This is a genomic window from Herminiimonas glaciei, assembly GCF_042664955.1.
Classification (GTDB): Bacteria; Pseudomonadota; Gammaproteobacteria; order Burkholderiales; family Burkholderiaceae_D; genus Oxalicibacterium; species Oxalicibacterium glaciei.
In genome coordinates, this window is the sequence record NZ_JBHTBU010000003.1 from 323,563 (window position 1) to 335,569 (window position 12,007).

11 protein-coding genes are annotated in these 12,007 nt (G+C 54.9%); 6 read left to right on the forward strand and 5 right to left on the reverse strand.

The genetic code is table 11. The annotated features are described in order from the left end of the window. Positions 1–8 precede the first annotated feature (8 nt). Positions 9–2,108, forward strand: coding sequence for a tetratricopeptide repeat-containing sulfotransferase family protein (locus ACFQPC_RS18035; protein WP_382273230.1), 2,100 nt, complete (start codon positions 9–11; stop codon positions 2,106–2,108). After that, positions 2,105–2,737 (forward strand): adenylyl-sulfate kinase, encoded by a 633-nt coding sequence (gene cysC / locus ACFQPC_RS18040; protein ID WP_382273232.1) that lies wholly within the window; start codon positions 2,105–2,107, stop codon positions 2,735–2,737. The genes ACFQPC_RS18035 and cysC overlap by 4 nt, the downstream gene beginning before the upstream one ends. A gap of 100 nt (positions 2,738–2,837) precedes the next feature. Here cysC and ACFQPC_RS18045 read toward each other — a convergent pair whose 3' ends face one another. Beyond that, positions 2,838–3,056, reverse strand: coding sequence for a hypothetical protein (locus ACFQPC_RS18045; protein ID WP_382273234.1), 219 nt, complete (start codon positions 3,054–3,056; stop codon positions 2,838–2,840). Between the two features lie 281 nt (positions 3,057–3,337). Here ACFQPC_RS18045 and ACFQPC_RS18050 point away from each other — a divergent pair, with 281 nt between their 5' ends. The 3 genes from ACFQPC_RS18050 to ACFQPC_RS18060 all read left to right on the forward strand — a co-directional run bounded on the left by ACFQPC_RS18050 (position 3,338) and on the right by ACFQPC_RS18060 (position 7,888). Further along, positions 3,338–4,201 (forward strand): LysR family transcriptional regulator, encoded by an 864-nt coding sequence (locus ACFQPC_RS18050; protein WP_382273236.1) that lies wholly within the window; start codon positions 3,338–3,340, stop codon positions 4,199–4,201. Between the two features lie 157 nt (positions 4,202–4,358). Next, a complete protein-coding gene (locus ACFQPC_RS18055; RefSeq protein ID WP_382273238.1) occupies positions 4,359–6,026 on the forward strand; it encodes a methyl-accepting chemotaxis protein in 1,668 nt (555 codons plus the stop codon). A gap of 356 nt (positions 6,027–6,382) precedes the next feature. Further along, positions 6,383–7,888, forward strand: coding sequence for a DEAD/DEAH box helicase (locus ACFQPC_RS18060; protein WP_382273240.1), 1,506 nt, complete (start codon positions 6,383–6,385; stop codon positions 7,886–7,888). A gap of 60 nt (positions 7,889–7,948) precedes the next feature. Here the strand turns inward: ACFQPC_RS18060 and gluQRS are convergent, their stop codons facing one another. Continuing rightward, positions 7,949–8,830 (reverse strand): tRNA glutamyl-Q(34) synthetase GluQRS, encoded by an 882-nt coding sequence (gene gluQRS, locus ACFQPC_RS18065; protein ID WP_382273242.1) that lies wholly within the window; start codon positions 8,828–8,830, stop codon positions 7,949–7,951. Between the two features lie 3 nt (positions 8,831–8,833). Beyond that, entirely contained in the window at positions 8,834–9,751 is a 918-nt protein-coding gene (locus ACFQPC_RS18070; protein ID WP_382273244.1) for a LysR family transcriptional regulator, read from the reverse strand. Between the two features lie 138 nt (positions 9,752–9,889). On the opposite strand from ACFQPC_RS18070, the gene ACFQPC_RS18075 reads away from it, so the two are divergent. After that, positions 9,890–10,591, forward strand: a complete 702-nt coding sequence (locus ACFQPC_RS18075; protein ID WP_382273246.1) for a pirin family protein — start codon at positions 9,890–9,892, stop codon at positions 10,589–10,591. 67 nt (positions 10,592–10,658) lie between these two features. On the opposite strand, the gene ACFQPC_RS18080 is transcribed toward ACFQPC_RS18075, so the two are convergent. Together ACFQPC_RS18080 and kdsA are read right to left on the reverse strand one after the other, a co-directional pair. Beyond that, positions 10,659–11,057, reverse strand: coding sequence for a hypothetical protein (locus ACFQPC_RS18080; RefSeq protein ID WP_382273247.1), 399 nt, complete (start codon positions 11,055–11,057; stop codon positions 10,659–10,661). A gap of 67 nt (positions 11,058–11,124) precedes the next feature. Further along, on the reverse strand, positions 11,125–11,970 hold the full coding sequence (gene kdsA / locus ACFQPC_RS18085) for a 3-deoxy-8-phosphooctulonate synthase (RefSeq protein WP_382273249.1): 846 nt from the start codon (positions 11,968–11,970) through the stop codon (positions 11,125–11,127). Positions 11,971–12,007: the final 37 nt, after the last annotated feature.

The window sequence follows — 12,007 nt, forward strand, 5'->3', positions numbered from 1 at the left end:
AGTGCAATATGAACGATCTGCAGGAGAACTTTCCGCGAGCGCAGCAACTCACCGTACCTGAAGCCTTGCAGCGTGCTTACGCATACTGGAATGCCGGTAAGGCGGTACAGGCTGAAGAGTTATGTCGACATGTGTTGTTGGCATGGCCTTATCAATCGGATGCGATGCATCTGTTGGGTTTGATTGCGCATGCATACGGACGCCTGGATATGGCCGTGAGCCATATTCGGCAGGCTTGCCAGGCGGCCAATGCCCCGGCAATTTACTTTAGCAACCTGGCCGAGATGTGTCGTCAAAAGGGTTTGCTGGTTGAGGCGGAGCAGGCTGCCCAGCGTGCAGTACGTATGGCACCGCAGTTGGTTGATGCATGGAATAATCTTGGCATTATCTTGCAGGAAAGCGGCAAACTGGAAGCCAGCCTCGATTGCCTGCAGCGCGTGCTGGTGCTGCAGCCGAACGATGCGCGCGGACATAACAATCTGGCGAACACCTGGCGTCGTATGAGTCGCCTGGAACAGGCCGAACAACATTACAAAAAGGCCCTGGAACTTGATCCCAACTATGCCGAGGCGCATAGCAATCTCGCTTTCCTGTTGAATACCCATGGCAAATTTGATGAAGCTGCGGCGGCCGCACGGCATGCGATCGATCTCAATCCAAAGCTGGTCGATGCCTATCTGAATCTGGCCGATGTTGAAGTCGCGCGCTTGCGCTACGCGGATGCCTTGCACAGCCTGGATATGCTGTATTCATTTGCGCCGCAGCACATAGCTGGTTTGACGGCACGTGCGCAGATTTTGAAAAAAATGGAGCGCAATGAAGAAGCGCTGGCCTGGGCCAATCGCGCTGTCCTTTCAGCACCGGACCATGCGAATGCACACCATACCCTGGGGCAGGTGTTACAAGCACTCGGACGGCATGATGAAGCCCTGCACGCATTTGACCAGGCCGTGCTGTTGCCGGGCAATGTGGCGGAAGAAGCACTGCTGGCGCGTGCCGCATTATTCATGGAGAGCGGTCGCAGCGAAGACGCAATCATCGCCTTCGATCAGGTATTGCAGCAATTCCCGGCTTCGATCCGCGCCCTGACTGCACGCAACGATACCAAGGTGTATCAGGCGGATGATCCGGATATAAACATGCTGGAAGCGGCGCTGGTACAAGCTGGCAGTCTGCCATTGCTGGACCGCACGGCAGCGCATTTTGCACTCGGCAAGGCTTATCTCGATACCGGCAATTCGGCACGCGCATTTCATCACTTGCATGCGGCAAACGGACTGAAGCGCGCTACGTTTACATACGATAGCGTAGCGACAAGACAGTGGATGGAGCGCATAGCCACCACCTTTACTACTGATTTGAAGAATTTGGATGACGTTGGTGGTGCGCCATCCGATTTGCCGGTATTCATCGTCGGTATGCCGCGTTCGGGCACTACCCTGGTGGAGCAAATCCTGGCTTCGCATCCGCAAGTGCATGGTGCCGGCGAATTGAGTGCCTTGCGCCTGGCGATTGAAGCCGCGGGCGCATTCCCGCCAGACCTCGCGACCATGCCGGCTGATCGACTACGTGCGATCGGACAGGATTACCTGAGACGGGTAGCGCCATTCGCACACGGGAAGGATAGATTGGTCGATAAAATGCCGGCCAATTTCCTTTATGCGGGATTGATACCAATGATCCTGTCCGGTGCGCGCATCATTCATTGTCGGCGCGACCCGGTGGATACCTGCCTGTCTTGCTATAGCAAACACTTCGTCGGCGAACAGCTGTTTACGTATGATTTGACCGAGTTGGGTGAATTCCATCGCGCTTATCAAATATTGATGAGTCAATTGCGTCAGGTCTTGCCGGCGGATCGCTTCATAGAAGTTGACTATGAAGCGGTGGTGGACAATCTCGAAGCCGAGGCGCAGCGCCTGGTCGCATTTATCGGCCTGCCGTGGGACGAGGCTTGCCTGCAATTCCATAAAACGCGGCGCGTCGTGCGTACCGCCAGTGTGAACCAGGTGCGCCAGCCCATCTATAAAACGTCGAAAGGACGCTGGCAAAAACATGCGGCATATCTCGGCCCCTTGTTGGCGGCGTTGGGAATTGGTGCTGCATGAAGCATGCCCCGGGCCAGCATGCATTGCCGCAGAACCTGACGGCGGTACCACATGCCATCGCTGCCGATGAGCGGTACCGGCATTATGGACATCGGGGTGCGGTGCTGTGGCTGACCGGTTTATCAGCCTCCGGTAAATCATCGCTGGCGATGGCGCTGGAACAGGCGCTGACTGCTGCCGGTTACTCTTGTTATGTGCTGGATGGCGATAATGTACGCAAGGGTTTGAATCGGGACCTTGGTTTTAGTCCGCAAGACCGTAGTGAAAATATACGCCGTGTCGGCGAAGCGGCAGCATTATTCGCCGATGCCGGCCTGATTTGCATTACCGCTTTCATTTCACCTTACAAGGCTGACCGCGAACTGGCGCGCATGGCTTGTCCGCAAGGTTTCCATGAAATTCATATTGCTGCGGACCTCGCGACTTGCGAGGCACGCGATCCGAAAGGTTTGTATAAAAAAGCGCGGCGTGGTGAGTTAAGTGAATTTACGGGCGTCGACGCGCCCTATGAAACGCCGCTGCAAGCGGAATTGACTTTGCATACTGCACAAGAAGATATGGCAAGCAGTTTGAAGAAACTTATCACCTATGTATTGGACGCGATTCCATTGCAGTCATCACCTCGATAAGTGGCTTAATGCTGTTGGGAGATAAAACAGGGGCTGACGCGTAAACGTCAGCCCTTGTTTGTTTCAGCGCGCAGCAGGTGGCTGGTGCAAGCTATCCAGCTCAGATGCGGCTGTAGATGCTGTTGCTATCACTCAGCTTGAAGGTGCCGTCGCTTTGCGGCTGCGCGATGCGGTCGGTGTACTTGACGCGATAACCCTGGAAATCGCGTGGCAAGTGCGTCATGCCGAAATCCAGGTAGCTGATTCCCGTCGTGAGGTTTTGCAGGATAACGGTATGACCGGATGCATCTTTAACCTTGAATTCTTCTTTGACTACCATGATAAAACCTCCTGTTTGAATAAAACAACTTGAAAGGCCGGGGGAGAACTGCATCCTCAGGCCCAACGATGACCGGCATTGCAGCTGGTCGATACATCAAAAAACCGTAGACGCTCTTCTTTCAAAACGGCCGGATAAGTTGGCAAGCATCCGGCGCACAAGTTTTTAAAGGATTGGATACTTGGCGTTAAAATATGTATAAATTATGCATATTTAATCCGTGCATTAAAAATGAAATTTAATGCGATTTATTATCAAAAATATTGCAGTAAAGGCCGGTCATGGACATAGAACTCGCGCGCACCTTCCTCTATATCGTGCGTTCCGGCAGCTTTATCGCCGCTGCCACCCGCCTGCATGTGACGCAGACCACGGTCACGGCCCGGGTGCAAAACCTGGAGTCACAACTTGGCTGTTCACTGTTCATACGCAATCGCGCCGGGGCCCGGCTGACGGATGATGGCGAGCGTTTCGTCGGTTATGCCAGCCAGCTGGTGCAAACCTGGGATGCCGCACGCCGTGATTTGCCTTTGCCCGACGGGTACGGCGATTCACTGGCGCTGGGCAGCGAAGTGAGCCTGTGCAATCCGCTGATGTTGCAATGGACGCTGCAATTGCGGCGCGAATTGCCTTCGCATGCAATACGGGTCGAAGTGGGCGACGGCGCCATCCTGCAATCGAAGCTGGAGCGCGGCTTGCTCGATGCGGCGCTGGTGTACCGACCGGAGTACTGGACCGGCATGCAAGTCGAGCAATTGCTGGAGGAAAAGCTGGTACAAGTCTCGTCGACGAAGAATCCCGAGCCCTATGTCTATGTCGACTGGGGACCGGATTTCCGCAAGCAGCATGATGCAGCCTTGCCGGACAAGGCGAAGAATGTGCTGTCTTTCAACCTCGGGCCACTGGCCTTGCAATACCTGCTGCAATGCGGTGGCACCGGCTATTTCCGGACGCGCGTTGTGCGGCGCGCCCTCGCGCAAAATTCCCTGCAACTGGTAAAAAGCGCGCCGGAGTTCTCCTACCCTGTCTATTTGGTCTATACGCGGGAGAAGCAGACAGAAGTGATGCAAAAGGCCTTCGATATGCTCCGTAGCGTGGTGAAAGAAGAGGCGGACTGGTCCGGGCACTGGGATTTTGTTCCCTGAATTTGCACTGAATTGATGCAAAATTTGATCTAACGCAAGAAAAATATTCCCTACGGGAATATAGTTGCTTCGAAGTATTATTCTTATTTCATTCTTGTGGCTGGTGTTTGCTGCCGGTCACCGCTACGTTCCATTCATTCCAAGCCGGAGATGTACTATGCGCACCAATTTGCCTGTCACGAGTACCGAATACTTCCTCCAGGATGGAAGCTCGCTGGTCTCGAAGACGGATACCAAAGGCCGTATTACCTATGTGAATCCGGCTTTCATGGAAGCCAGTGGTTTCCAGGAAGAAGAATTGATCGGCAAGCCGCATAACCTGATTCGCCATCCGGATATGCCGGAAGAGGCTTTCGGCGATATGTGGCAGACCCTGAAACAAGGTTTGCCATGGACCGGCTTGGTGAAGAACCGTCGCAAGAATGGTGACTTTTACTGGGTGAATGCGAACGTTACGCCGGTACGTGAAAACAATGAAATCGTCGCTTTCATGTCGGTGCGCAGCAAACCTAACCGTGAACAGGTCGAAGGGGCGGGCGCCATTTATGCGCGCTTCAAGGCCGACCAGGCCAAAGGCCTGGCGATCAGGCGCGGCGCGGTGGTAAGGACCGGCATCTTCAGCAAGCTGGCCGCACTGCGTGATATCGGCCTCGGCAGCAAAATCGCTGTGGGCATGGTGACGTTGATAGGTTTGCTTGCAGCTTTGGGTTTTGTCGCCGCGACCGCAGCGGAGAGTGCGGCACAGCGGGGTTGGTATGCCGGGGCGACGATCGCGGGTGTCAGCGTCGCGCTGTTGTTATGGGCCAGCCTGCATGCGTCCGTGGTGCGGCCTTTGCGTACCCTGATCGCTGAAACACGCGTGATTGCCGGTGGCGACCTGACCTTCGACTTCGCCGTGGATCGGCATGACGATATGGGCCAATTGCAGCAGGCACTGCAGCAAATGAATGTGAACCTGCGTTCGGTCATGGGCGACATCCGTACCAATGTGGATTCGATCACCATCGCCACCCGCGAAATCGCTGCCGGCAATATGGATTTGTCGGGTCGCACTGAATCGCAGGCTTCCAGCCTTGAAGAAACCGCTTCCAGCATGGAGCAGTTTGCGTCGACCGTGAAGCAAAATGCAGACAGTGCAAGCCAGGCCAATGAGCTGGTGCAATCGGCGTCGGAAGTGGCCGGCAAAGGCGGTGCGGTGGTCGAGAAGGTAGGCGCGACGATGGATGAAATCAGCGCTTCCGCGAAAAAGATTGTAGACATCATCAGCCTGATTGATGGCATCGCATTCCAGACCAATATCCTGGCCTTGAATGCGGCGGTCGAGGCGGCGCGTGCCGGTGAGCAGGGCAAGGGCTTTGCCGTGGTGGCGTCGGAAGTACGCAGCCTGGCGCAACGCTCGGCCAGCGCTGCGAAAGAAATCAAAGGCTTGATCGATGATTCGGTCGAAAAAGTCGATGCCGGTAATCGCCTCGTGAGTGACGCGATGACGACCATGGACGATATCGTGAACTCGGTCCAGCGCGTAACCGGCATCATGAATGAAATTACCGTTGCCAGCCGTGAACAAAGCAATGGTATTGATCAAGTCAATCTGGCAATTTCGCAAATGGATGAGGTGACGCAGCAAAATGCCGCGCTGGTGGAAGAGGCCGCTGCCGCTGCTGCCAGCCTGGAAGAGCAAACCTTCCATTTGACCCAATCCATTGCGGTCTTCCGTACCGGACGCAGTGTCAGCCCGCATTCGACAGGTACCGTCTCGCACTCACAACAGCTTTCCCAGCAGCGTTTGCCGGCGAATCACGAGGCTTTGCGCCTGACTGCATAAGGCATATAGGGTCTTCCCAGACGAGGAATTGCTGTTTTGCAATTCCTTGTTGCCGTTTCCGGACGGTTTGCCGGACTGTCGGAATGCGTGGTTTTAGCGCCAACATCTTGATAAATCACGGGATATTCGCGTCAGGCGTATAATGCACGCTGTCCTGTCGAGGTAATGATGGCGGTCGAGTTGGTCCCGATTTTCAAGAGCGGCCTGCGTCCGCACGCACACCTCGGTTCATCACCACAGAAATAATTTCAAATTTATCGAAAGAGCCAGGTCTTTTTCGGATTCGTTGTGCGGTTTTATTATCCACATCGACATCGATCATGGCGCCTCACAAGAGGCAAGACCTGCTAAAAAACATGTCTGATAGTCAGCCAGTAATCCAGCCTACTACTTCGCCCGCCGCTGCGGCCGATGCGCATCCTGCTGTTCGTTTTGAAGATTTCGGCCTGGCGCCGGAAATCCTGCGTGCCCTGAGCGATCAGGGTTATGTGCACCCGACACCGATCCAGGCGGAAGCCATCCCGGTCGTGCTGCAAGGCATAGACGTCATGGGTGCGGCGCAAACCGGTACCGGTAAAACTGCCGGTTTCTCCTTGCCGATCATTCAATTGCTGATGGCGCATGCCAATAGCAGCGCATCTCCGGCGCGCCATCCGGTGCGGGCGCTGATCCTGACGCCTACGCGCGAGCTGGCAGACCAGGTGGCGGATAACGTCAAAGCCTATTCGCGCCACACGCCCTTGCGTTCGGTCGTGGTGTTTGGTGGTGTCGATATGGCACCGCAAACCGCTGCCCTGCGTTCCGGTGTTGAAATCGTGATCGCAACCCCGGGTCGCCTGCTCGATCATATCCAGCAAAAGACGCTGAACTTGTCGCAGACGCAAATCCTCGTCATGGATGAAGCTGATCGCATGCTGGATATGGGTTTTTTGCCTGACCTGCAACGCATCATCAATCTCTTGCCGAAGCAACGCCAGAACCTGATGTTTTCCGCGACCTTCTCGCCGGAAATCAAAAAGCTGGCCGCCACCTTCCTGAAGGATCCGGTCACCATTGAAGTGGCGCGCAGCAATGCAACTGCAGAGAATGTGACGCAAATTGTCTACAAGGTGGAAGAAGGCGACAAGGGTGATGCAGTGTCTTACATCATTCGTGAGCGTGGCCTCAAGCAAGTCATCGTTTTTTCAAATACCAAGATAGGTGCATCGCGCCTGGCGCGCCAACTGGAAAACGAGGGCGTGAAAGCGTCGGCCATCCATGGCGACAAATCGCAAGCCGAGCGTATGGCGGCACTGGAAGCATTCAAGAACGGCACGATAGAAGTGCTGGTTGCGACTGACGTTGCGGCACGTGGTTTGGATATTGCGGAACTACCGTGCGTGATCAATTACGACTTGCCGTATAACGCGGAAGATTATGTGCATCGTATTGGTCGTACCGGTCGTGCCGGTGCTTCCGGCGATGCGATTTCCTTGTATTCGGATAAGGATGCGCGCCTGCTGGTTGATATCGAAAAGATGATCAAGCATAAGTTCGTGCCGGCACAACTTGCCGGTTTCGTGCCTGCCGGTAATCGTGCCAGCGAACGCAAGGAACGCAGCCCGCGTCGCGATGATTCGGAATCGCGTGGTCGTGGTTCGGAGCGTCGTGAATCGGCTCCGCGTGAAGCATCGGGTGGCCGTGATCCGGGTAGCCGCAGCGCATATGCGGCACCACGTAAAGAAAAGATCGATCCTTTCTTTACCAAGCCATATGAGCCGGCGCCATCGACCATCAGCGAAGCCAAACCGGCAGAGCAGGCACCGGCCAAACCGCCGAAGCACAAGATGGCGGCCTTATTGGGTGGCGCACCGAAGCGTTAATTTATTTTGCTTCATCAAAAAAGGGCGCAAGATTGCGCCCTTTTTTATCGCCTGCCTCAACTACTCTTGCGCGTAGCGTCGTGCCCATGCAGCGATCGCAACTCGCCAGAATTCCGCTATTGAATTCACGGGTGGCAGCGATAAATCGAGAAACTGAGCCGCCTTCATCAATTCATCCATTGGATGTTCCAGGTCCAACGCCAGTGCCCCGGTTTGCTTCGATAACTTTTCACCGACATCATTCAGCACCACCGGCACATGCATATAGTGCGGCGTTGGAAAACCCAGCATGCGTTGCAGATAAATTTGTCGCCCGGTAGATTCAAGCAAATCGGTACCGCGCACGATGTGGGTAACCCTCTGGTCTGCATCATCCACCACAACCGCCAGCTGGTAGGCCCAGAAACCATCGGCGCGTTTCAAAACAAAATCACCCACCTCTGTCGCAAGATGTTGCGTCAATGGACCCAGCCAGCGATCATCGAAGTTGATGGTTTCATTGCCTTGACTGGCATCCGGCACGCGCACGCGCCAGGTACGCGCAGTTTTGCCGGGCGCGACGCCGTGCCTGCAAGTGCCGGGATAAATCGCAGCACCATCTGCCGCCACGCCGAGGCGTGAATCGGCAATTTCGCGTCGTGTGCAGCCACAGGGATAGACCAGGTTGTCCAGGCGTTCGAATGCCGCCTGATACAAATCCTTGCGCTGGCTTTGCACGACAACTTCGCCATCATGCTGCATGCCGAATGCCGTCAACGCATCCATGATGGCAGTGGTGGCATCGGCGACGGTGCGGGTTTCATCGATGTCTTCTATGCGTAGGAGCCACTGTCCGTGGTGTGCCTTGGCATCCAGGTAGCTGGCCATCGCGGCGACCAGCGAGCCGGCATGCAAGGGGCCGCTGGGGGATGGCGCAAAGCGCCCTATATATTTATTCGTCATGTCTTACTCCGCCAGCAGTGCGCGTTGCACGTCAGGATCTGCCAGTTTGTTGAGGAACCACTTCAGGCATTTGCCGCGCGATGAGGTGCGCCAGGCGTATTGCGGCAATCCTGTGGGTTTGATTTCTATCGTTTGCTTTTCTATCAGTTCACCGGATGCCAGATAGGGGGCGGCCCATTTGCGTGGCAGATGGCCGCAGCCGAGTCCGGCCAACTGCGCTTTCAGTTTTTCGTGTATATCCGGAACCGTCAGCGTGGCCTGGCCGGTCAGCAGGCCGGCGCTGACGCTGGGCAGGAAGCGACCGCTATCACCGGCGGCGACGGCGCGATACTGTTGTACCAGTTGCGGCGCCAGCGGATCCGGCATGCCAGCCAGCGGATGACCTGGTGCCACGGCAAAGACCCAGTCCACTTCGCCCAAAGGACGCACGCGGAAGTCACCGCTACCGCGCACGATTTCCGGGCCGTCGGATGAAACGCCAATAGCAAGGTCAGCCGCACCGCTGGTCAGGGTTTCCCACACGCCGGACAATACCTCGGTTGAAAAGCGCAGTTGCGTACCCGAACCCTGTTCATCGAACTCGCGTATCAGCGGCAGCATTTTTTTAAACGGGATAATGCTGTCGAGCACGATGCGCAATTCGACTTCCCAGCCACTGGCAGTGCGCTTGACCCTTTGTTCCAGTTCATCGGCGGCGCGCAACAGGTGGCGTCCTTCCGTCAACAATTCCTGTCCGGCCGTGGTCAGCTTGGCACGATGGCCGCGCCGGTCGAACAGCAGCACGTCGAGATCTTCTTCCAGCTTGCGCACGCTATAGGTCAGCGCCGACGGCACGCGGTCGAGCGCTACCGCAGCCGCGGCAAAGCTGCCTTTGCGGTCTATGGTATCGAGTATGCGTATGGCTTCCAGCGTCAGGTTCATATGGATTTTCTATTATTCAAAATAATTGAATGACTTATCCTGAATTATGCCCTTATTTAATCCATTTTGAACGTCTATAGTGACACTCATAGATTAAAACTTAAGTCATACAATAAAACTCACCGAAAGGAATATATCATGCTTGAAATTCGCAAAAGTGAAGACCGGGGCCACGCAAATCACGGTTGGCTGGATTCGCACCATACCTTCTCCTTCGCTGATTACTATGACGAAAAACATATGGGTTTCGGTCCGCTGCGCGTGATCAATGAAGATCGCGTGCATGCAGGGCAGGGCTTCGGCACCCATGGTCATCGCGATATGGAAATTATCAGCTACGTGCTGGAAGGCGAACTGGCGCACAAAGACAGCATGGGTACCGGCAGTGTCATTCGTCCGGGTGACGTGCAACGCATGAGTGCAGGCAGCGGCGTACGCCATTCGGAATTCAACCATTCCAAAGAGCAGACCACGCACTTCCTGCAAATCTGGATCCAGCCGAATGTGAATGGCATTCCTCCGAGCTATGAAGAAAAGCATTTCGCGGCAGAAGAAAAACGCGGTCGTTTACGCCTGATCGCCAGCCCTGACGGTGCCGACGGTTCGGTGCTGATCCATCAGGATGCAAAGCTGTATGCGGGTTTGTTCGATGGAACTGAAACGGCAGAGCTCACGCTGGCAAAAGGACGTCGCGCCTTTGTCCATATTGCCCGCGGTTCGGTCACGGTCAACGGTGTCGCACTGAAAACCGGCGATGCACTGAAAGTGAATGATGAGCAAAGCCTGAAAATCAGTGACGGCCAGCAGGCTGAAGTATTGGTATTCGACCTGGGTAACTAAAAAACCCGCGCCATGCCGGAGCTTGGCATGGCGCGGGTTTTTTCGTGATCAGAATTGATCGCATCTCTTATTTGAAATCACCTAGACGCAAAATCGTCTGTGTTTCGAGAAACTGGGCAACCATTTCAATCGATGCAAATTGCATCTCATCAATTGCCATAAGTTCAGATGATTCGTATCTGCTTATACATACGGCATACACATCGTCTTTCAGGTCTATCGTCGCCTTTACGAGGGTTTTACCCTCATCTATAACGGCGCTGGCCTTCAATGTGTTGTGAGTGGAAAGAGTTTTTTGCGCGTCGTCTTTCGTTCTGTTGATTCTGGCACTCAGCTCTTTCGTGCCTAGCCAACTTAAAAGGCTTATGCCACCGATAGCCATGTAGACCCATCCTGGCATTGCTCTGCTCCCAGACCCGACATCTTTAGACAGGAATGGTCCGATCAGGCTGATTAGATAATCCATATCTATGACACCCGGTCAAAGCGGAGCATCAGACAGCCTGCAGATAATTGTGACGGGACTATTTGTACTATCCCTCAATGTCCAGCGGTTCAAACGATTTCACCAGGTCATCCAACGCTTTCAATTGCGTGAGGAAGGGTTCCAGCTTGTCCAGCGGCAGTGCACTCGGGCCATCGCATTTCGCCACTTTCGGATCAGGGTGCGCTTCGAGGAACAGGCCTGCAAGGCCTACACCCATGCCGGCACGCGCCAGGTCAGCTACCTGTTCACGGCGTCCGCCGGATGCGGTTCCCAGGGAATCACGTTGTTGCAATGCATGCGTGACGTCAAAGATGATCGGCAGGTTGCCCGTGACTTTTTTCATCACGCCGAAGCCCAGCATGTCGACCACCAGGTTGTCGTAACCGAAGCAGGTGCCGCGATCACACAGAATCAATTTATCGTTGCCGGCTTCGCGGAATTTTTCGACGATGTTTAGCATTTGCGGCGGGCTGAGGAATTGCGGCTTCTTGATATTGATGACGCGGCCGGTTTGCGCCAGTGCGACCACCAGGTCGGTCTGGCGTGCGAGGAAGGCGGGCAGTTGCAAGACATCGATGACTTCGGCTGCAATCTTGGCTTGATACGGCTCATGCACATCGGTAATCAGCGGCACGCCGAAGGTTTTCTTCACCTCTTCGAAAATGCGCAAGCCTTCTTCCAGGCCCGGTCCGCGATAGGAGTGTATCGATGAGCGATTGGCCTTATCGAACGAGGCCTTGAAGACATAAGGGATGCCGAGCTTGCCGGTGACGCGCACATATTCTTCACAGGAACGCATGGCGAGGTCGCGCGATTCGAGCACATTGATGCCGCCGAACAGGACGAAGGGTGCTGCGTTGTCGACCTTGATTTCACCGTTGATATTGATCATTTTATTTGGCAGCTTAAAAGTACATTAAGTTAAACAG

Coding starts and splice junctions, on each gene's coding strand:
- ACFQPC_RS18035 (WP_382273230.1), top strand. CDS start 9: ATGAACGATCTGCAGGAGAACTTTCCGCGAGCGCAGCAACTCACCGTA.
- cysC (WP_382273232.1), top strand. CDS start 2,105: ATGAAGCATGCCCCGGGCCAGCATGCATTGCCGCAGAACCTGACGGCG.
- ACFQPC_RS18045 (WP_382273234.1), bottom strand. CDS start 3,056: ATGGTAGTCAAAGAAGAATTCAAGGTTAAAGATGCATCCGGTCATACC.
- ACFQPC_RS18050 (WP_382273236.1), top strand. CDS start 3,338: ATGGACATAGAACTCGCGCGCACCTTCCTCTATATCGTGCGTTCCGGC.
- ACFQPC_RS18055 (WP_382273238.1), top strand. CDS start 4,359: ATGCGCACCAATTTGCCTGTCACGAGTACCGAATACTTCCTCCAGGAT.
- ACFQPC_RS18060 (WP_382273240.1), top strand. CDS start 6,383: ATGTCTGATAGTCAGCCAGTAATCCAGCCTACTACTTCGCCCGCCGCT.
- gluQRS (WP_382273242.1), bottom strand. CDS start 8,830: ATGACGAATAAATATATAGGGCGCTTTGCGCCATCCCCCAGCGGCCCC.
- ACFQPC_RS18070 (WP_382273244.1), bottom strand. CDS start 9,751: ATGAACCTGACGCTGGAAGCCATACGCATACTCGATACCATAGACCGC.
- ACFQPC_RS18075 (WP_382273246.1), top strand. CDS start 9,890: ATGCTTGAAATTCGCAAAAGTGAAGACCGGGGCCACGCAAATCACGGT.
- ACFQPC_RS18080 (WP_382273247.1), bottom strand. CDS start 11,057: ATGGATTATCTAATCAGCCTGATCGGACCATTCCTGTCTAAAGATGTC.
- kdsA (WP_382273249.1), bottom strand. CDS start 11,970: ATGATCAATATCAACGGTGAAATCAAGGTCGACAACGCAGCACCCTTC.